The 21,546-nt window shown below is 44.7% G+C and carries 16 protein-coding genes and 1 tRNA gene; 12 read left to right on the top strand and 5 right to left on the bottom strand.

Going from position 1 to position 21,546, the window contains the following annotated elements; translation table 11 throughout:
• The first annotated feature begins 2 nt into the window (after positions 1–2).
• Entirely contained in the window at positions 3–1,190 is a 1,188-nt protein-coding gene (locus tag H8S64_RS18365) for a hypothetical protein (RefSeq protein ID WP_099294741.1), read from the top strand.
• Between the two features lie 42 nt (positions 1,191–1,232).
• Complete coding sequence (locus H8S64_RS18360; protein WP_186978063.1) at positions 1,233–2,894, top strand: putative transporter; 1,662 nt, start codon at positions 1,233–1,235, stop codon at positions 2,892–2,894.
• Here H8S64_RS18360 and mnmA read toward each other — a convergent pair.
• Positions 2,871–3,932 (bottom strand): tRNA 2-thiouridine(34) synthase MnmA, encoded by a 1,062-nt coding sequence (gene mnmA, locus H8S64_RS18355; protein ID WP_186978061.1) that lies wholly within the window; start codon positions 3,930–3,932, stop codon positions 2,871–2,873. The genes H8S64_RS18360 and mnmA overlap by 24 nt on opposite strands.
• A gap of 81 nt (positions 3,933–4,013) precedes the next feature.
• On the opposite strand from mnmA, the gene H8S64_RS18350 reads away from it, so the two are divergent.
• Positions 4,014–4,086, top strand: a tRNA-Trp gene (locus H8S64_RS18350).
• A gap of 47 nt (positions 4,087–4,133) precedes the next feature.
• On the opposite strand, the gene H8S64_RS18345 is transcribed toward H8S64_RS18350, so the two are convergent.
• Both H8S64_RS18345 and H8S64_RS18340 read right to left on the bottom strand, forming a co-directional pair.
• Positions 4,134–4,367, bottom strand: coding sequence for a DUF2442 domain-containing protein (locus tag H8S64_RS18345; RefSeq protein ID WP_186978059.1), 234 nt, complete (start codon positions 4,365–4,367; stop codon positions 4,134–4,136).
• A gap of 8 nt (positions 4,368–4,375) precedes the next feature.
• Complete coding sequence (locus tag H8S64_RS18340; protein ID WP_099294029.1) at positions 4,376–4,633, bottom strand: DUF4160 domain-containing protein; 258 nt, start codon at positions 4,631–4,633, stop codon at positions 4,376–4,378.
• A 144-nt stretch (positions 4,634–4,777) separates the two neighbouring features.
• Between H8S64_RS18340 and H8S64_RS18335 the strand changes: the two genes are divergently transcribed.
• The 9 genes from H8S64_RS18335 to H8S64_RS18295 all read left to right on the top strand — a co-directional run bounded on the left by H8S64_RS18335 (position 4,778) and on the right by H8S64_RS18295 (position 18,702).
• A complete protein-coding gene (locus H8S64_RS18335) occupies positions 4,778–5,434 on the top strand; it encodes an HAD family hydrolase (protein ID WP_186978058.1) in 657 nt (218 codons plus the stop codon).
• A 36-nt stretch (positions 5,435–5,470) separates the two neighbouring features.
• Positions 5,471–6,040 (top strand): RNA polymerase sigma factor, encoded by a 570-nt coding sequence (locus tag H8S64_RS18330; RefSeq protein ID WP_186978055.1) that lies wholly within the window; start codon positions 5,471–5,473, stop codon positions 6,038–6,040.
• Between the two features lie 312 nt (positions 6,041–6,352).
• The gene (locus H8S64_RS18325; RefSeq protein ID WP_186978053.1) at positions 6,353–7,516 is read left to right on the top strand and encodes a FecR family protein; all 1,164 of its coding nucleotides are present in this window, start codon (positions 6,353–6,355) and stop codon (positions 7,514–7,516) included.
• 159 nt (positions 7,517–7,675) lie between these two features.
• Positions 7,676–11,074: a SusC/RagA family TonB-linked outer membrane protein gene (locus H8S64_RS18320; protein WP_255469631.1), complete on the top strand. Its 3,399-nt coding sequence runs from the start codon at positions 7,676–7,678 to the stop codon at positions 11,072–11,074.
• A gap of 20 nt (positions 11,075–11,094) precedes the next feature.
• A complete protein-coding gene (locus H8S64_RS18315; protein WP_186978049.1) occupies positions 11,095–13,062 on the top strand; it encodes a RagB/SusD family nutrient uptake outer membrane protein in 1,968 nt (655 codons plus the stop codon).
• A 23-nt stretch (positions 13,063–13,085) separates the two neighbouring features.
• A complete protein-coding gene (locus H8S64_RS18310) occupies positions 13,086–14,372 on the top strand; it encodes a DUF4959 domain-containing protein (RefSeq protein WP_186978047.1) in 1,287 nt (428 codons plus the stop codon).
• Between the two features lie 3 nt (positions 14,373–14,375).
• Positions 14,376–15,878, top strand: coding sequence for a DUF4998 domain-containing protein (locus tag H8S64_RS18305; protein WP_186978044.1), 1,503 nt, complete (start codon positions 14,376–14,378; stop codon positions 15,876–15,878).
• Between the two features lie 24 nt (positions 15,879–15,902).
• Positions 15,903–16,973: a redoxin domain-containing protein gene (locus tag H8S64_RS18300; protein WP_186978043.1), complete on the top strand. Its 1,071-nt coding sequence runs from the start codon at positions 15,903–15,905 to the stop codon at positions 16,971–16,973.
• 136 nt (positions 16,974–17,109) lie between these two features.
• Positions 17,110–18,702 (top strand): ATP-binding protein, encoded by a 1,593-nt coding sequence (locus H8S64_RS18295; protein WP_186978363.1) that lies wholly within the window; start codon positions 17,110–17,112, stop codon positions 18,700–18,702.
• Positions 18,703–18,831: 129 nt separating this feature from the next.
• Here the strand turns inward: H8S64_RS18295 and H8S64_RS18290 are convergent, their stop codons facing one another.
• Both H8S64_RS18290 and H8S64_RS18285 read right to left on the bottom strand, forming a co-directional pair.
• On the bottom strand, positions 18,832–20,502 hold the full coding sequence (locus tag H8S64_RS18290) for a nucleoside kinase (protein WP_186978041.1): 1,671 nt from the start codon (positions 20,500–20,502) through the stop codon (positions 18,832–18,834).
• Between the two features lie 59 nt (positions 20,503–20,561).
• The gene (locus H8S64_RS18285; protein ID WP_186978039.1) at positions 20,562–21,488 is read right to left on the bottom strand and encodes a lytic transglycosylase domain-containing protein; all 927 of its coding nucleotides are present in this window, start codon (positions 21,486–21,488) and stop codon (positions 20,562–20,564) included.
• Positions 21,489–21,546 lie beyond the last annotated feature (58 nt).

The raw sequence follows: 21,546 nt of genomic DNA, 5'->3' as shown, positions 1-21,546 counted from the left end.
ATATGAAATATACCATAGAAGAGGTTTTAAACGAAAAGCAGGCAAAAGAATTTCTGGTTTTGCCGGTAGCCTTGTATAAGGATGACAAGAACTGGGTACGACCTTTGGATAGTGATATCACGAAAGTATTTGACAAGGATAAGAATCCTTTCTTTAAACACGGCGAATGTACTCGTTGGTTGCTTCGGGATGAAAGCGGGAAATGTGTCGGACGTGTGGCGTCATTTATCGACGAAGATACTTGCCGGTTAGATTCTTATACCGTGGGTGGTATGGGTTTTTTCGAATGTATTAACGATCAGGAAGCTGCTTTTATGTTGTTCGATCGTTGTCGTGCTTGGTTGGAAGAACGGGGGATGGAAGCTATGGAGGGACCGGAGAATTTCGGGGAACGTAATGAATGGTGGGGATTGTTGGTGGATGGTTTTAAACCGCCAGTATTTCAGATGCCGTACACGCACCCGTATTATGTACCGTTTTTCGAGAATTACGGGTTTCGCGATTACTTCAAGCAATATATTTATCGTACGCCGATGGTGATGGAGAGCCTCTCCGAAGTGGTGATTTGGAAATCCGAAAGGTTGTTGAAAAACGGAGATTATCGGATTATATCTTACCGGGAGATGACACCGGAACAAGCGAAATCTTCTTTTCTTACCATTTATAACAAGGCATGGAATATGGACGTGCATGGTGTGGCAGGCATGGAGAAAGAGCAAGTGGACGTGTTGTTCAAAACATTGAAGCCTGTATTGGATCCGGATTTGCTTTATTTCGCTCATTACAAAGGTGAACCGATAGGATTTTTTATCACGATTCCCGAATTGAATTATATCGTGAAGCACGTGAACGGGAAAATTAGCGGTCTAGGTATTTTAAAATTCTTGTATTATCGCTATCTAAAACCGGGACGTGTCGCCTTGGGATTGATATTCGGGGTTGCCGCGGAGTATCAAGGACGCGGGGTGGAGGCTGCCATGATCTATGCTTTCTGTAAAAGAATGATAGAGGATAAAAAGCGATACGATTGGTTGGACTTGAGTTGGGTTGGTGATTTCAATCCCCAAATGATGCATTTGATGCACTACATCGGGGCGAAGCAATCCCAAACGTATATCACGTACCGGAAATTGTTCAGGGATGATATTGAATTTCATCGGTCAGCAGATAAAAAACAAATGAAATCATAAAGCGTCAATCTAAAATCATAAGTCACTAAATCGTAAATCGGTATGTCTTGGTTAGGAGAATTGTTTTTCGGGCAAGGGGTTGCACATTCCGTTTTGATGTTCGCGATCGTTATCGCCTTGGGAATCGTGTTGGGCAAGGTGAAGGTTTGGGGAATTTCTTTGGGTATCACGTGGATTCTTTTCGTGGGAATTATCTGTAGTCATTTTGGAATGCAGGTAGACGGGCATATTTTGCATTTCGTACAGGAGTTCGGGTTAATCCTGTTCGTGTATTCGGTCGGGCTGCAAGTGGGACCGGGATTCTTTTCTTCTTTCCGGAAAGGAGGAATGACGTTAAACATGTTAGCGACGGGAATCGTGTTGCTGGGTGTTGTCACTACCTATATTATTCATGTTGTCACGGGACTGCCTATCACGACGATGGTTGGAGTCCTGTCCGGAGCCGTGACGAATACCCCGGGACTGGGAGCCGCGCAGCAGGCTTACATGGATGCTTCCGGGATGGAAGACCCGACGATTGCGTTGGGATATGCCGTTGCCTATCCGTTGGGTGTGGTCGGAATTATCTGTTCGATTATGTTGATGAGGGTGCTTTTCCGGGTGAATCTGGAAAAGGAAAATGAGGCGTTGGAACGGGAAGATACGGACAAAGGAAGCAATGCGCAACAGTTTTCCGTGCGGGTGACCAATCCTGCCTTGTTTGGAAAAGATTTGAAGGAAGTAACTCGTTTGATAAACCGGAAGTTTGTATTTTCCCGGGTTTATCACGAAGATGATAGTATTGAACTTGGTTCTTCCGAAACTTGTTTGAGTGCCGGGGATAAATTACTCGTGGTGGCGGCCTTGCAAGACATTGATGCTATCACGGCATTCTTGGGCGAAAGGGTTGAAGTCGAATGGGAGAAATTAGATAAAAAACTTGTATCCCGACGTATTGCTATCACGAAAGCCGCGGTGAACGGGAAAATGTTGGGTGAGATGAAGTTGAGGAATTGTTTCGGGGTGAACGTGACACGGGTGAATCGTGCGGGAGTGGATTTGGTGGCAAGACCGAATCTGCAATTGCAGATTGGTGACCGTTTGACGGTGGTGGGACCGGAGGCGGCTGTCAATAACGTGGCAAAGGTGTTGGGTAACTCTCTACGCCGTTTGCGCGAACCGAATTTGGTACCTATCTTCTTGGGTATATTTTTAGGTATTGTACTGGGAAGTATTCCGTTTACGTTCCCCGGAATCCCGCAACCCGTGAAACTGGGATTGGCGGGAGGTCCTTTGATTATTGCTATTCTGGTTAGCCGTTTCGGGCCTCAATACGGGTTGGTGACTTATACCACCATGAGTGCGAACTTGATGTTGCGTGAAGTGGGTATCGCTTTATTCCTTGCCAGCGTGGGATTGCGTGCGGGAAACGGTTTCGTGGAAACGATTATCAATCAAGGTGGTTATGCTTGGATAGGTTATGGTGTTATCATCACGCTGGTTCCTTTGATTATCATCGGAATCATAGCGCGAGCCGTGTATAAAGTCAACTATTTCACTTTAATGGGATTGATTGCCGGAAGTATGACAGACCCGCCAGCCTTGGCATATTCTAACGGTGTGGCGGGGAATGATGCGCCTTCGGTGAGTTATGCTACCGTGTACCCGCTCACGATGTTCTTGCGGGTATTGATGGCACAATTACTGATATTGCTGTTCGCTTAGGATTCCGCCCCCGATAACCCTATCGCCCCGGTAGAACGCCACGGGTTGTCCCGGGGCAACCGCCCACGCGGGAGAGGAGAGTTGCACGAGAAGCGAGTTGTCGGGGAGCGAGGAAATTTGAGCGTAGCCTTGTGGGTTTAGCCCTAATCCCCGTACTTTTATCTCAATGTCATTCGCCTTGATTTCTTCGGGGCAGATGAAATGAGAGTCTTTCACGACTAGGCGCGTACAATCGAGGGAAGATTTATCACCCGCGATAATCCGGTTTTCGAGGGGATTGATTCGTGCCACGTACTGGGGGCGACCGTCTTTCAACGGGATGCCTCTCTTTTGCCCAATCGTGTAGTTGCCGATGCCGTTATGTTCTCCTACTATTTGCCCCGTGTTGTCCATGATTATGCCGGGGGTGAAGCAGGCCGCAGAACCGGGTTGACGGGCAATAAAATCCCTGTAATCGCTCCCTTCGAGAAAGCAAATGCTCATGCTTTCCCGTTTATCTGCCATTTGCCGGAAATCGTGTTGTCGGGCGTATTCCTTCACTTCGGCTTTCGTGTAATCTCCCAATGGTGTGAGGGTACGGGAAAGGATGTCTTCCCGGACACCCCATAAAAAATAGGATTGGTCTTTGTTGGGATCAACCCCTTTGTGCACGTAATAATGTTTATCGTGAGGAAGAATTTTCACGTAATGCCCTGTCGCAATATGGTGAACTTGTAGTTCATCCGCGAATGAGCGCAAAAGTTCCCATTTGACAAAACTGTTGCAGATAGCGCAGGGATTCGGGGTAACACCGGAGAGGTATCCGCGGATAAATGGTGTGACAACCGTGTCTTGGAAGAGTTTCCGACCGTCAATCCGGTATAATTTTATTCCGGTTCGGGAGCAAAGTTCGTTTAGACTCTCCTCTTGTGACGGTTGTACCTGTGTATCCCATAACCGAAGATGAATACCAATCACTTCAAAACCTTGTTGTTGTAACAAGAGTGCGGTCACGAAGCTATCCACTCCACCACTCAGACCAACGATTATTTTTGTCATGCTTTCTTTGTTTATTGCACAAAAATAATCATTCTCCTGTTGTTTTTCTCGATTAATTTCTCTTATTTTGCAGCACGAAACACGGGAGTGGCTCAGTTGGTAGAGCATCGGTCTCCAAAACCGAGGGTCGGGAGTTCGAACCTCTCCTCCCGTGCAAAGAGGATGCCTTTTGAAGGTATCCTTTTTTTAATGGTATGATTTTTATGCGGCTATGCCGATTTCATATAAAAATTCAGGTGCGAGATCTGCCCCATTAGCCCATTCTATCGTTACACGGGTTAAGCCGTATTGAACAAATTTATCTTTATCCAATAATTCTCCAAAAACTTCCCCCGTGAGATAAGGCTTTAAATTCACGATTTTTTTACTCCCGTCATTGAAAGTTATAAAAAGTTCGTAATCTTTGATATAATCCACGTCTATAACTCGTAACATGATGCTCTTTATTTTAAAGGTTCTATTTTATCAATTTTTTCTCCTCTTTGGGCTTTTCCCCATAAAGTGAGTATTTCTGTTTCATGCAAATCAAGCCATTCGTTTACTTTAGCGATAACTTTAGCCGGAGCTTGACCATCTACAATTCTATCCAAAATACTAATGGAGCATTCGTAATTCCCATAGGTAAAATGAATATGGGGTGGGTTATGATCTTTCCAATAAAGGAATATAATAATACCGAAGAATCTGCAAATTTCAGGCATACTTGCTGTTTTATAGGTTAATACTACAAAGATACGCGTAAAAATTCTTGTCCGTGATATTTTATAAATTATTTTGTTGTCTTGTTTTTATCTCTCGATCCCTTTTGTGTACTTTTGTCATTCATTAGTAATGGAGAAAAGAATATGATAAAATTGGTGATTTTTGATCTGGACGGAACATTGTTGAATTCATTGGAAGATTTAGCCGCGAGTACGAATTATGCTTTGCGGCAGCATGGATATCCGGAGCATGAGTTACCGGCTTATCGTCATTTCGTGGGAAACGGGATAAATAAATTGTTGGAAAGAGCTTTGCCCGAAGCCGTTCGTACGGTAGAAAACGTGATGAAAATACGGGAAGACTTTGTGGCTTATTACTCTATTCATAAGGCAGATTTCACGGCTCCTTATGCCGGGATAGTCGATTTGCTGGGGGAGTTAAAACTGCGGGGTATGTTATTGGCTGTGGCTTCCAATAAGTATCATGCGGCGACGGTTGAGTTGATTCCCGAATATTTCGGGAAAGGAGTTTTCGATTTTGTATTCGGACAACGGGAGGGGATTCCCATTAAACCGGACCCAACAATAGTGTTCGATATTATCAAAGCGGCAGGGGTAAATAAAGATGAAGTACTTTATGTAGGTGATTCCGGGGTGGATATGCAGACGGCAGTGAATAGCGGCGTGACGTCTGTCGGGGTAACTTGGGGATTTAGGGAGCGGAAAGAATTACTGGAAAACGGGGCTTGCCATATCGCGGAACAGCCGTCAGATATATTGGTAATATTGAATGAAAACTGAAAATATATGCTAACTTTGCACTAAACATGGAGCGGCATGGTGCATAGCGGAAAAATATTATCATTGTATAAACAGGATGAAAAGGCGGCGATGCAGTTGCTTTTTGATGTTTATTACGAGCCTCTTCTATTGTATTGTTTTCGAATGATGCATGATACGGAAGAGGCTGAGGATATTGTGCAAGAATGTTTTGTCCACTTGTGGTTCTCTCGGCGGTTGCAGAATTTTAAAGGGGATTTGGAGCGGTTTATGTTTCAAGCCGTGAGATTTCGGGCGATAAATTATATTCGGGATAAGCATCGCCGGGATAAAATGCACGATGATTCATCCGTTGATGAATACATTTTGCCCGGAATCCTCCGTGAAGAGGAAGCTGGGCAAGAGATAGAATTGTTATATCGTATGATAAATCGTCTGCCGGACGAATGCCGAAAAATATTTTTGATGGCTTCTCTTGACGATATGAAATATCAAGAGATCGCGAGTACATTGCGTATCAGTATAAATACCGTGAAAACTCAAATGAAGATAGCGCTCCGATTTTTGCGGGAACATTTGAATAAGGAATCTTTTTCTTCCATTTTGCTTTTCTTCGTTGAAGAATGATTTACAGGTACGATTCTTCCGTGTATTCACGGGGAATTCTCCGTGTTTTCGCTACCTGCTATTGGATTATTATTCGATTGCTATTCGATTGCTATTTGAATAAAATCGTATAGTAATAGATTTATAATAGTATATAAACTTATTAATAGGTTGCCAAATCCCCGAGAATATAGGGAGAAATATGCGAGAAGTGTTGAGATGAATAGAGGGGGCGGAGAATTTTTTGCCAGTACTCATGAAAAAAGTTTATTTTCTTTTCACCCTAAATGAAAAGTGTGGTGATATATTAGTGAACAACCACTAATAATGGGTATGAAAGAGAATGAAATTGATAGGATATTGGCGGATCTGGTAGCGGGAGAGGATATTTCCGCGGAGGAGCGGCAAATCTTGGAAAGTTGGAAAGAGGCTTCCGGGGGAATTTCTCGTTTCGGGCGGGAGATTCAGGAAATAGCTTCTTCCGGTGCGAAGTTACATGGTCGGCGGAAGAGCGCATGCGTTTTTGAACAAGTGGAACAAATCGTGAGAAAACAACGGAGAGTCCGGTTCGTGCGGCACTTCTCGGTGGCGGCGGGTATTGCCTTGTGCTTGGGATTGACAGCCTATTTTATGCTTTTCCCTGGACGACAAACAAATGAATCGGTACAAGTGGTTGCCACGAGTATTATCCCGGGAGGGGCTCGGGCGGAGTTGGTATTGCCGCGGGGAGAGGTGGTTCGATTGGATACTGCCGCGAAAGTGGTGCTTACTGCTGATAGCGTGACTCCGCGAGTGATTAGTGATGGCAATACTTTGATTTACGATGCGGGAGAGAAGGGGGCACAAGTGGAATACCACACGATTCGGGTGCCCCGGGGCGGGGAATATAATTTGCAGTTGGCGGATGGCACGAAGGTTTACTTGAATGCGGGTTCCTCTTTGCGTTATCCCGTGCGGTTCACGGGGAAGCGGCGGGAAGTAACATTGAGCGGGGAGGGATATTTTGAAGTGGCGAAAGACTCGACCCAACCGTTTGTCGTGAGGGCGGGTGACGTGGACGTGCGAGTGCTGGGGACGGCATTCAACGTGAACGCTTACCCGGAGAAGGAAACTGTGGCAACAACTTTGGTTGAAGGGCGAGTACAAGTGAATTACAAGACGGGACAGCAAGTTATACAACCCGGAATGCAACTCGTGTACGATAAGCAGAACGGGAAGGTTGATGTGAGTGTGGTAGACACGGAGGTGTACACTTCTTGGAAAGACGGGTATTATTACTTCAAGCGGGAAGCTCTCGAGAATATTATGGATGTCCTTGTCCGATGGTATGATTTAACGGTTTTTTACCAAAATCAGGATTTGAAGCGTTTGGAATTCGGGGGACGTCTGAAGCGTTACGATGATATTAACTATCTGTTAAAGAAGATGGAAGAAACACGAGATGTTGAATTTGTAATAAAAGGAAACACGATAACCGTGAAAAGAAAAACAGATTGAAGACCTCGGAAATCTTCAACCTGTAATTAATCGAATATACTTTCCGACTCATTTGCACCGAAAGGAAAGTATATCATGTACAATTATAATCACAAAACTATGAAAAAAAGGCGAAACTGCGCTTGGCCATACTATTGGAAGTCATGGCGCAAAATGTTAATGTTTATGAAATTATTGAGTGCGTTATTATTTGGTGTGTGCATGTCAGTGAGTGCCAGTGTGCTGTCGCAAAACGCAAAAGTGACTGTTGACCTGCAAAACGTGACATTAACCACGGTGTTGGAAGAACTGGGTAAACAGTCGAAGTGTGATTTCTTTTATAATTACGCTTTGATGCAGGCGAAAGGTGTGGTGAGCGTGAAGGCTGAAAACCGGGAGCTCGTGAAAGTTTTGGAAGAGTTACTGCCCGGTTTGGGCCTCACGTTTACTTTCGACCGGAATGTTGTTGTTATCCGGGAGAAAATAAGTGACGAGAAGCCGAAATCCGTGCGAGTGAAAGGGTACGTGTACGACAAGCAGAAGCAATCCATGCCGGGTGTGACGGTGAAAGTGGCAGGATTGACGATAGGTACGTCTACGAATGCCAAGGGATGGTTTGCGTTGGATTTGCCTATGATAACCGGAACGTTAGAATTCACTTTTATCGGGTTTAAAAAGAAGACGATTGATTTTACGGAGAAAATGGCGAAGGACACGCTTCGCATCACGATGGAAGAAGATGTTCAAGAATTGGATGAAACGGTTGTCGTGGCTTTCGGTGAGCAGAAAAAGGAGAGTGTGGTCTCTGCAATTACCACTGTGCGCCCGATGGACTTGAAATCTTCCAATAGTGATTTGACTGCCAGTTTCGCGGGAAAGATTGCCGGTATCGTGGGTTGGCAGACGGGAGGTATTCCCGGAGCGTTGACTGAGGAGGAAATGAACACGAAATTCTATATCCGTGGTATCACTTCTTTCCAGACAGGAGCGAATATAGACCCGCTCATTTTACTTGATGGAGTGGAATCTTCGAAATTAGATTTGTCCCGAATCTCACCTGAGGATATCGAATCTTTTTCCGTGATGAAGGATGCTTCTGCCACGGCGATGTATGGTGCCCGGGGTGCGAACGGTGTAATCCTCGTAACGACCAAGAAAGGGGAGGCGGGAAATGTTTATACCTCCGTGCGTTACGAGGCGGTGATGTCTATGCCGACCCGGGAGATCGACGTGGTGAGTCCCGTGGATTACATGAAATTGTACAACGAGGCAAAACGTAGTCGCGATCCGAATGCCGCACCGGAGTATTCCGTGTTGGACATCAGTCGAAGGGAATCCAAAAATTATCCCTCTTGGGTGTATCCCGCCAACGATTGGTACAGCATTTTGTTCAAGGATTACAATGTCAACCATCGTTTGGGTGTGAATATCCGGGGAGGTTCCCGCGTGATGCAATACTATTCTTCCGTGAATTACGTGAGGGATATGGGGATGTTGAAGACCGACAGGTTGAATGAGTTTGACGTGAACATCAAGAATTCGACGCTCTCGTTTCGGGCAAATCTGAACGTGAACCTTCACCCGAATATCAAATTGTTATTGAATTCCGTGACCAACTGGGACAAATACCATGGACCGTTAACAGACGTGAGGGCGGCTTATGAATTGGCATTCAAGGCTAATCCAGTGCGATTTGCGCCTACTTACCCGGCAGATGAAACGTATAATTGGAAGCATATCCGATTTGGAAACTATGGTTCGGGGGGACCCAATGCTAATCCGTACGAGGCTATTCATATGGGATACGTAGATCGGAACCGATATTCTGTGACTAACAAATTGGAATATATCCATAATCTTTCATCTTTACTCAAAGGGCTGGAAGTACGCGGGAGTGTGTCGCTTGCCAACGTGGGGTACTATTACCTTCCGTATCAAACAAAACCTTTCGAGTATGAATTGAGAAAATATGACGAAGGAACCGGTAAGCACACGTTGTATGCATTGAACGGGAATGATGCCAAACGGACAATAGAAATGGGCGACAAGGAGCATACTTCCGAAACCCAATTGACATGGGAATTGCGGGCTCTCCACACGGCGGCATGGGGTGACCACCAAACTAGTCTGACAGCGGTGTTTAACGCTTTGGAGGCATCAAGTTCTGCCCCGGATGATTTTTTAAATTCCGTGGAAAGACGGAATATGGGTTTTTCTATGCGGGGTACTTACGGTTTTAAAGACCGCTATTTTGCAGAAGCTAGTTTCGGGTATAACGGTTCCGAGCGTTTTGCACGGAAAAACAAAGTGGGATTCTTCCCTGCTGGTGGTGTGGCTTGGGTGGCTTCCAGTGAACCATGGATGATGAGTACTTCCAATTGGTTGTCTTTCTTGAAATTCCGCCTCTCTTACGGTAAGGTGGGAAATGATGGGATCATTAATGAGCCGCGTTTCGTGCATTTGGAGCAGGTTACGCACTCGAATTCGCTTCAATCTCTTCGTCCCGGGGTGGATCATGCGTCAGGATGGAATGTTAAAGTTTATGCAAACGAAGATATAAAATGGGAGATCGCCGAACAAGTGAACTTGGGATTGGAAGTGAAGTTATTCAACGGTATTGGAGAATTCACGGTGGATATTTACCAACAAGTGCGCCATAATATTTTGGATTATCGTAGGACGATACCTGCTAATATCGGTATTCAAAGTTTTCAGTTGACAAATATCGGTAAAGCCCGTTCTCGGGGATTGGATTTTTCCGGCAAGATACAGCATGCTTTTTCTCCGGACTTCTGGATTATTTTGAATGGGACTTTCACTTATAATAAGGCTATTTTCTTGGAACTGGACGAAGCAACTGATAAACCCAAGTGGCAGAGTAAAATCGGGCACGAGCTGTCTCAGGCGGTTGGATATATCGATCAGGGATTGTTCCGTGACGAGATGGAGATTGCTAATGCGGCCCATCAAGACGGGGATGTGATGCCGGGTGATATTCGTTATCGGGATATCGATGGGAATGGTACTATTGACATTAATGATGCCGTGCATATCGGTTTTCCGGAAACACCGCGGATTACTTACGGTTTTGGCGGATTTGTCAATTACAAAAATATTGAATTCTCTTTCTCGTTCCAAGGTTCCGGGCGTCGCGGTTTTTTTATTAATCCCAAGAATGTTTCACCTTTTTATGCCGGTACGGTACTTCAGGCAATTGCCGATGACCATTGGACGGTAGATAATATGAGTACACGTCCTTTGTGGCCGCGATTGTCCCCGAATAGTATCACGCACCATAATCCCCAAGAGAATTGGTATAATTACAATACGGGAGCCTACAAGAGTACTTATTTCATGCGAGAGTGTAGTTTCCTGCGTTGCACGGGATTGGAATTGGCGTATAATCTGCCTGACAGGATAAAAAACAAATTGCGAATGCAGAACTTGAAAGTGTTTGTGCGGGCAAACAACCCGTTTATCATCTCTAATTTTGATTTATGGGACGTGGAGTTGGGCGAGAACGGTTTCAATTACCCAATACAAAAAACCTATGCCGTGGGATTGAATTTTAGTTTCTAATGTTAAATGTATTATGATATATGAAAAAGCTATTATGTACTGTCGGCCTTTCCGTTTTGCTTTGGTGCGGATGCAAGGACTATCTGGATATCGTGCCGGAAGGCGATGTTGACACGATTGAAACTATTTTTGAACAGCGAAGTCAGGTGCTCGAATGGGTAGAAACTTGCTATTCGTGGATTCCGGGTATGGCAAATATTCCGAATAATATCGGGTTAACCGGGGCGGACGAATTGGTGGCAAACGATTATTTGCGTTTATATAGAAGATATCCATTCAACTCCTTGTTTATAGGGGATGGACTGCAATCAGCCTCTAACCCGTATTGTGGAAAATGGGAAAATACCAGTTTTTATGCTGCCATCCGTTATTGCAATACGCTCTTCGAACATATCGGGGAGACACACAATATGCAGGAAGAGGAGAAAGCCCAATGGGTGGCAGAGGTAAAGGCTGTAAAGGCATTTTATTATTTTGAATTGATTCGTATGTACGGGTCTATTATCTTGATTCCGCAGAATATAGACGTGACGGCTTCCACTGAAGAGATGAAATTTCCTCGAAGTCATGTGGATACATGTTTCAACGAGGTGGTTCGCCTATTGGATGAGGCGATACCGGTGTTGTATGCTTATAACCAGAAGGAGTTGTCGCGGCGAGGTTATTTCACCAAGGAATCTGCTTTGGCATTGAAGGCGAAAGCGTTGGTGTATCAGGCGTCCGACTTATTTAATGGTAATGAGTTCTATGCGGATTTTACGAATAAAAACGGAGAATTGCTTTTCAGTAAAGTGAAAGACAAGGAAAAATGGCGGCGTGCAGCAGAGGCTTGTGATGAGGCTGTCCGTGTTTGCGAGCAATACGGTTGGGCACTGAAACAGGGCACTTCAGGGAAAGCAACAAATTTATTGAATGTTATGACAGACGTGGAGAATTCTGTATTGATGGATTCTTATGATGAGGTTGGAGAGATTCTTTTTCAGTCAAAAATGCCAAATACAGACCCGTACATAGAAAATCATTTGTACAGTTATATTCTTCCTCGTTTGGAAACGGATTGGAATCATCGGAACGATAAATTGTTAGGTTGTCTTTCTCCTTCCTTGAAGATGGTGGAAATGTATTACACGGAGAACGGGTTGCCGATAGACATGGATAAAAATTGGATGTTTGATGATCGTTACCAAATGGGACGGGAAACCGATATGACCGTTTACACGAAGGTTATTCCCGAGGGAACCGATGTATTGAACCTGCATTTGCGGCGTGAACCCCGTTTTTATGCTTGTATTGCGGCTGACCGTACTTATTGGCAGCGGGGAGGAGAGAAAGTGAATGCTTGGGATGCTGATAATAATTTGTTGGTGCAAGCTTACCGGGGTGAGAAATTCGGATCGGTTTATGCTTCTATTGTTACACAGACGGCTCAAAATCAAAGCGGGTATTGGCTGAAAAAACATACCTATTCGGATATTCGGACTAATCAATACCCGCAGAATGTTCAAACGAAAGCAAACGCTCCTTTCCCCTTATTGCGTTTGGCGGAATTGTACCTGATGCAGGCGGAGGCATGGAACGAGTATTTGGATGAGCCGGATAATCGGGTGTACGATCCTATCGACAAAGTACGGGAACGGGCTGGTATTCCTGATGTTCGGAAAGCTTGGACGGAATACAGCACACACCCGGAAATGGTGACGACAAAAATGGGTATGCGCACGATTATTCGTCGGGAAACAAATATAGAATTAGCTTTCGAGGGGCACCGTTTTTGGAATCTTCGTCGTTGGAAGATTGCCCATGAGGAATTGAATGAGCCTCTGTACGGTTGGAATGTGTTGGGAGAGGATGCCGAGACGTTCTATAATCACGGGGAGCCTGTGATTGTATGGCGTAAACGAGGATTTTCTGCTCCGAAGGATTATCTTTTCCCCATTCGTAGCGAGGAAGCACAAGTGTCCGGTGTGGTACAGAATCCGGGATGGTAAATGAATTTAAAATTTGAAGTGATATGAAAAATTCAATATTGATATTATTGCTGATATTCGGGTTGTTCGCGTGCGACGACGACGAGACTCGTTTGGATGTTTCTATTCCTGAAGATAGTATTTGGTTTACTCCGGTAAACGGAGGGGCGGTAATGCATTACAATATCCCCGGTCCCACGGATATTTATGCCGTGCGGGCACGTTACACGGATGCACAAGGAAAAATGATGGAGGTATCTTCCAGTGTTTTCGTTGATACACTTTCCCTTTTAGGATTTAATGAGGCCCGGGAGAATGTCCCGGTGGAAATCGTGTTCACGAATAAAAACAACGTGGAGTCGGAGCCTATACACCGTACGTTTAGCACCTTGGTTTCCGGTCCGTATGCTTTTCTCGATAACGTGGAGATTGAAGAAGCTTGGAACGGGGTGTATTTGCGTTCCAATTACACGGGAGAAGTGACGGGGCTGGTCAACGTGTACTACGTGGGACTAAATGCTTATACCCAGAAAATGGATACTTTGTTCGCGGATCACATGACGATAACGAGTGGAGAAAGTGAACAGTTTTTCGAAATAAACTTTGATGATGAGGAAAATACTGTTATCGTGGAAGCGGAAGATTACAGGGGATACATTGCGCATAAGCGGATTTGGAAGGGAATAAAAGGTTATGCTTCGGAACAATTGCCTGCTTCCGAGTTCGAGGTGACAGATCCGGGGAATTGGAGTTTGGAGGATCCAACTCAGAAATTAGGTATTCAATACCTGACGGATGGAGACATCAAAGGTGCTACCCGTCTGGCAAACGGTAAATCTGCGGAATTTTTCACGTATTGTACTAAAAACGGTGCTATGGGAAGTTATGTGCTGGTCGACATGAAACAGTCCCGTGTAGCGGCTTCCGTGCGTTTGTATTTGTTTTTTAGCATGAATGATGCCGGTATATATACGTATGGCCCATTTAATCAAAATTATAATGACAGGTTGCCATGTGATATCAAGATATACGCCTCGAATGATGCTAATGATGATGCCGGTTGGGTGTTATTGGGAAATTATTACACGAATCCGAATGAACCTGCTGCCAACGGATGGGGAAATAGTTATGTGGGTCCTTTGAAAACTAAAGAACAAATGGATGCTATTGATCCGCGTTATTGCGAGGTGGTTTTCAAATTGAGCGAGGACACGTACCGATTTTTGAAAGTACAGGTAGATGATGTGTTTAACACGAATCCGATTTTCTCCAATATGAATGAGAATGTGTCCTACCATGAATTGGAAGTTTACGTGAAAAAAGAGAATTAAATTATGAAGCAGATATATTTATTATTAGGCATCGTACTTCTTGCTTTGGTTGGGTGCCGCGAAAGTTTGGAAGACACGATTAGCGATTATACCGGAGACGGACCGGTTCGCTACGTGGGTATGTGTTCGAACGTGACCGTGGAGTCCGGTTGGAAACGTCTGACTGTAAAATGGAAAAATAGCTTGGATCCTAATGTAGTGGAGAATAAGGTCACTTGTTCTGCGGGTTCTTACGTGTTCGATACGGTGGTGCCGGCAGCAGTAGAAGAATGTGTGATCCGTGGGTTGGAGGATGCTTCTTACGAGATTACTGTGAGAGCTATTGACGATAAAGGGAATGCTTCGTTGACAACGAATGAGGTGAAATATGGTCGGCCATACACGGACAATCACGAAGAGGTGATCGGATTTACTCGCGGGATCATGAAACACTTTTTCGTGAAAAACAATTTGGTATTGTTTTACGGGACATGGAATGCAAATATTGAGCGTTTCTGGTTGGAATACACGGGTACGGACAACGTGAAACGGGAGCATGAATTGAATGCAGCCGAATTTGCGAAGAAGTTTGTTCTCGTGGAAGATGTGCAGGTTGGAAAGCCCGTCGTGTTAAAACGGCGTGGACGGTTGGCGAATTGCCCTGACGAGATTGCTTTTGCGGATTACACGTTGCCACATGAACCGACGTTACTTTCCGATTTCAAATTGGCGATGCGTGAACGTTACGGGGAAACTGATTTTAAGGCTGATTTTTTGAACCGGACGGAATTGGAGTTGGATTATGACCTTGTTTCTTTGGAGGATATTTTGGCATTCCCGAATCTCACGAAGTTGGTATTGGGTAAAAATCGGTATATGACTAGTGACAAGATGACGAATTCCAGCGAATTATCCGATTCGAAAAGGGCATTGAGCCTTTTTTGCCTTGATGTGGCGGGAAAATTTCTGCAGGGATTGGAGGTCGAGCGTTATAACACACATTATTTTCCCGAGGGTACGGCAGGAATCACGGACATGAAGGATGCGAATTTGGTAGATTTAGATGCGTTGACAACCTTGGATATGACGGGTTGGACGGTAAACTGTTCGCCGGAGGTACCGGGTTTCGATGGGAATAGTTTGTTGGACGATAATGCCAAGACAATTTGGAAACCTCTCCAGCATTCCGGTACTGCACGTACTTTTGAATTGACGGTTGATATGAAAAGTATTCGCTCGATAAATGGTTTGAAAGTGATGCAGGCCGATGTTGCCGGTGTTGATATTAACTTTTTACCGATAGGAGTGAAAATCCGCGTGTCCGGAAATGGGATAGATTGGCAAAACCCCACTTACGTGGAGGAAAATACTTTGGGAGGAGCCCCGGGAGAGGCCACCTTGATTCGGTTTAATCGGCAATATGATATTCGTTATATCCGGGTGATGGTGTCAGATCGCCGTTATCAAACGAGCAACCAAGCTAGTTTAGGAACTCTTTTGGGAGATATCGTTCCGTTTCAGGAATAATTGTTGAACAAATTAGGTAAAATAATGAATAAAATATTAGGAATAATCATGTTGGTCATGGGAGTATCCATGACCGGCATGGCACAGGAGGGGTTTAAAATTACCGCTCAAACCCAAGGTATGGCTGATGGGAAAATGTACTTGATATCGGATGCTGCCGATACGTTGGCGATAGCGGATATGGAGAACGGGGCTTTTGTCCTGACCGGGAAAGTCGACGTGGGGCAAGTGGCTTACATTATGACGGCAGATCGCAAGGGCGTAATTCCGGTGATGTTGGAAAATGCGGAGTTCAACGTGACGGCTAATGCGCAAATGGTGTACGTGGAAGGAGGGGCGATGCAGAGTCTTTACAATGATTTCCAGTCAATCAATGCCAGCTTGTTGCAGGAAAGAAAACGTTTGGAAAAAGAAATGCAGGCTGCCATGCAGGAACAAAACCAGATGAAAGCACAGGCGCTGAACCAGCAGTACGAGCAATTCATGAAGAGGGCACAAGAGGCGGAGATGAATCTTTTGAAAGCGAATAACAACACGTTCGTGGCGGCTTACGTTATTACTCAATCCATGCAGCAAGTGAGTCCTGAGTTTTTGAAAGAGAGGTATAATTTGTTAGGTGATGAGGCGAAGGCGTCTGCTTCGGGAATGGCGATAGCGGATATGATTGCCCGTTACGAGATGTTGGAACCGGGACACGTGGCACCTAATTTTATCACTCAAACGGTGGAAGGTGACACTATCTCTTTGCATGGCATCAAGGGGAAAGTGAAGATTTTGGACTTTTGGGCATCATGGTGTGCTCCTTGCCGTCAAGAAACCCCTAATCTGGTGAAATTGTACAAAAATTACCGGGGTAAGGGTTTGGAAATCTTTAGTGTTTCTCTTGATAAGCAACCACATGATTGGGCAAAAGCGATCTCCGAGGATGGCATGATATGGAAACATGGTATCGACCCGAATTCCCAGATTGCCGGTCTGTATTGTTTGAAAAGTATCCCTTGCATGATATTGTTGGACGAGAATAACCGTATCATCGCCAAAAATCTCCGCGGGGCACAACTCCAGAAAAAAGTAGCAGAATTGCTGAAAAAATAATAGTCTTTTTCTGATGAACTATTTGTGATGAGGTGTGTTTTTACACACCTCCCTTGCTAATATTGGGATGCGTGAAATATAAGAGTCGAAAAATTGTCCTATCTTTGCAAAGATGACATTAAAATGTAGTGTTATGATGAAATACCCGATAGGCATCCAGAGTTTTGACCAGATAATAGAAGACGGTTATGTTTATGTAGACAAGACCGATTTGGTTTATTCCCTTGTGAAAGAAGGGAAGATTTATTTTCTTAGTCGTCCCCGGCGTTTCGGGAAAAGTTTGTTGGTGTCCACGTTGAAGAATTATTTTCTGGGACGGAAGGAACTTTTCAAGGGACTGGCGATAGACGAGTTAGAAAAGGACTGGTTGGAGTATGCGGTGTTTCATATCGACTTCAACGGTAGTAATTTTCTGAAAGGTGGGACTTTGGAAAATGTGATCGATTCCTATATCTCGGGATGGGAGAAAGAATACGGAATCGTGGAAGAGGAAGGAACCGACCGGGGAATCCGTTTTATCCGCTTGCTGGAGCGGGTGCACTTGAAAACGGGGCGCCGTGTCGTGGTATTGATAGACGAGTACGACAAGCCTTTGCTCGACGTGTTGGACACGGGTATGGAAATCGATGTGGATGGCAACCGGATGCTGCTGGAAGAGTGGAATCGTGGTGTGTTGAAGGGATTCTACTCGGTATTCAAGGCTGCCGACGAGCATTTGCAATTTGTTTTCTTGACGGGTGTGACTAAATTCTCGCAGGTCAGCGTGTTCAGCGGTTTCAATCAACCGAAAGACATTAGCATGGATGGTCGTTACGAGGCACTTTGCGGTATCACGGGTGAAGAGTTGGAAAGTTATTTCGTGGAGCCGATAACGGAAATGTCTAAACTATATAGTTGTGATGTATCGAAGATGAAGCAATTATTGAAGCGACAGTATGACGGTTATCATTTTAGTCCGCGTATGGTGGATGTTTATAACCCGTTCAGTTTGCTGAACGCTTTTGGTTCGATGATGATACAGGACTACTGGTTCAGTAGTGGTACGCCGACCTATCTCGTTCGTCTGTTGCGTCACACGAATGAAGATTTGGACGAGTTGACGGGGCGTTACTACGAACCGCAAGAGTTTGTTGATTACAAGGCGGATGTTGAGAAGCCTTTGCCAATGATTTATCAGAGTGGCTACTTGACGATAAAAGATTATAATTGGGAAGATAACACTTTCCTGCTTGACTTCCCGAATAACGAGGTAAAGAAAGGTTTCGTGACGGTGGTCGCCAGCGATTACTTTAAATCTGCCGTTGAGGCGGGTTCGTGGGTAAGGGAGGCTGTTGCAGCCTTGAAGAAAGGTGACTTGGAGAGATTCCGTCGCCTGTTAACCTCGTTTTTGAGCGATATTCCTTACACGATGCGTCGGAAGGAAAACGAGCGGGAGAAAGAGCGATATTTTCACTATACTTTTTACTTGATCTTGCGTCTTGTAAGTGTTTATACAGTCTACACGGAGAAAGAGCAGAGCGAAGGGCGGGTGGATTGTATCGTGGAAACAGACAAGTATATTTATATTTTTGAATTCAAACTGGACGGCAGTGCTGATGAAGCCCTTCATCAAATCGAGGAGAAGGGGTATGTCCGTCCATATCTAGATGATTCCCGTAAACTCTACCGTATTGGCGTGAGTTTCTCCTCGGAAACCGGCACCGTAGAGGATTGGAAAATGGTTGAATAAAGATATATGTTAGGCAAATGTGCGAGAATGCGGTATGAGGGGTGAAGCCTTAATACTTCTTGAATTTTGTTTGTACGCAACGTGAATTGGTGGACAAGAGGGAGGGCATGTTGCGACATGCCCTCGTATTTAATATTTGAATGAACTTCCACCCAGAAATTCTCGAAGAATCGAAGTGGGCGGGATTTCTCGAGTTGGTACCGTTTGCACGTACGAGAAGAATTTCAGCAAGCGGGTTGCTTTCGAGTGTTCCGGGTATTTTACCAGAACTTCTTCCAACAGGGGGACGGCTTGTTGTTTCAACGCACCGAGTTCGTACGCCAATGCCGAGTTGAACATGACATCTGCTTCTTCTTGATAGGGAACGATGTGTTTTTGTTCCCCGGAAAGGACGCTTTCCCATCTTTTCAGCGTATCCAAAGCCGAGTAACCGCGGTATTTGTGATCTCTGACCATGCGGCGAATCAAGCGATTGTCCGACGGGTTAATGATATTGTGATCATCGATAGAGATAGCGGTCAGAGCCGAGATAAATATCTTGAACAGACTCTCTTGCGGGAGATATTCGGTTAATTTAGGGTTCAACCCGTGGATTCCTTCCACGATAATCACGTTGTTCTTGGATATTTTTAATTTTTCACCATCATAGAAGCGTTGTCCAGTTTCGAACGAGAACTTGGGGATTTCGACTTCCTCGCCTCGCAACAGTCGAACGATATTGTCATTAAACGTGCTGATATCTAACGCGTCAATGGTTTCAAAATCATATTCGCCTTTTTCATCTTTAGGAGTTTGTTCCCGGTTCACGAAATAATTATCCAACGAGAGATTGACTGGCTTGATACCGTTTACCAGAAGTTGGATAGCCAGCCGTTTGCCGAAAGTCGTTTTCCCGGATGAAGAGGGACCGGCGATTAATATTACTTTTAGTTTTTTCCTTCTTTTCCGGATCATGTCGGCGATCAAAGAAATTTTCTTCTCGTGAAGCGCTTCGCTGACTTTAATCATTTCGCCGGCATGGCGGTGTTCGATGGCTTGATTCAAGTGCCCGATTTGCGAGACTTCCAGTACTTTACCCCAGCGCTTGAATTCGCTGAACGTGTTATATAGTTTTTCCTGCGGGTAATACGGAAGTATCTCGGTCGGGTTCATCCGGTCGGGAAGCAAAAGCAACATTCCGTCTTTATAGTCCATCAGATCGAATACTTTCAGGCATCCGGTAGAGGGAGCCAATGTCCCGTAGAAATAGTCGCACGTGCCGTCTATTGAATAAACAGAGGTGAATAGTTTACCCCGGGATGAAAGTAAGAGTTCCTTGTCTTTCAGTCCTTGGCGTTTAAATAATTTGATGGCTTCTTCCGTCGGGTATTCCGTTCGCGTGATTTCGTAGTCTTGAGCAATAATGCGTTGCATTTCCGCTTTGATCGTGTTGATCCGCTCACCCGTGAGGATGACGTCCTTGTTTGCCAGACGACAGAATACCCCGTTGGAGAGTTGATACTCCACGATAAGGGTTTTCTTCCCGAAAAGATTGATTACCGCCTTGTAAAGTACGAACAACAGCGACCGCGTATATACGCTGTACCCGTCCAATGTAGTTACGTCTATAAAGTTGACGTATTTCGGGTTATATATTTCATAATGAAGGTCACGCACTTCGTTATTGACCAAGGCTCCCAATATGTTTTGGTGATTATCGGGGAACACGACTTTTTTGAATTCTTTCAAGCTGGAGCCTGTCGGAATCTGATAGGCTTCCTGTGTATTTTCACAAAATACAATTATTTTATTTTTTTCCATGTTTCGAGTCATTTATGTAATTCACATTGACAAAGATTGCAAATAACGTGCCGCAAACTTTATTTATATGCTTCCTTGTTTTCCGGGATCAATATATAGTAAGTTTTATGTTTTCCGTTTTTTAATGATGTTTGTCTGAGCCATGGGTTGAATCGTTTCAACGTTTTGTACGTGATCCCGTGTTCTTGGGCAAAGTCCGCCAAGTCCTTGATTGATTTGGTTACCTTGACTTGTGTTGTCGGCTCGATGGGGTATTTGATCCCCACGTGGAAGTTGTACAAGTGAGGGTTTTCCATGATCTGTTTCAGCGCCATCATGCGGTAGACATAGCGACCCGTTTCTTCCCCCATTAGCAGGTCGTAAAAGTACTTCTCTTTCTGGCGGTCTATTTGTTTGGAGAGCATATTCATCCCTCCGTTGTAGGATGCGGCAGCCGCTGTCCACGAACCGAATTTCTCGTGTGCTTTTTTCAGGTAGGCACAAGCGGCACGGGTGGCCTTCTCGATATGGTAGCGTTCGTCCACGTCGTTCGTGACTTCAAGCCCGAGTTCTTTTGCCGTACCGCTCATCAATTGCCATATCCCGACGGCTCCCGCGTAAGATACCGCTAAGGGGTTGAGGCTGCTTTCAATGACGGCGAGGTATTTGAAATCGTTCGGTATGCCCTCTTCTTTTAAGATAGGTTCTATGATATGGAAATAGCGGGGGGCATTTTTAATTACCTGTATCGTGTGTGAATGAAGATTCGTGTTGACGATCAATTCTTTCTTGAATGCTTCAATCACGTCGATTCTTTCCAAGGGGACCCGTTCACCTGCCAGATAGAATGTATCGGGACAAAATACGTCTGACGGCAATAAGAAATGCGGTATATATTCCTCTTCTTCAGGTTCCTCAAACTCCTGTTTGTAGATGTAATATCCGATTATGGCGCTGTTTATTAAGACTAGTATAGTCAAGAATGTTATTATAATATTTTTTTGCACGGCTAATGAATTTATATTTTTCGAATATACGGGTTTTTCCCTACTTTTTGTTGCAAAA

The organism is Butyricimonas hominis (assembly GCF_014287455.1).
Classification (GTDB): domain Bacteria; phylum Bacteroidota; class Bacteroidia; order Bacteroidales; family Marinifilaceae; genus Butyricimonas; species Butyricimonas muris.
Note: the sequence above shows the minus strand (reverse complement) of the source record. Positions and strands in the feature narration are given on the sequence as shown.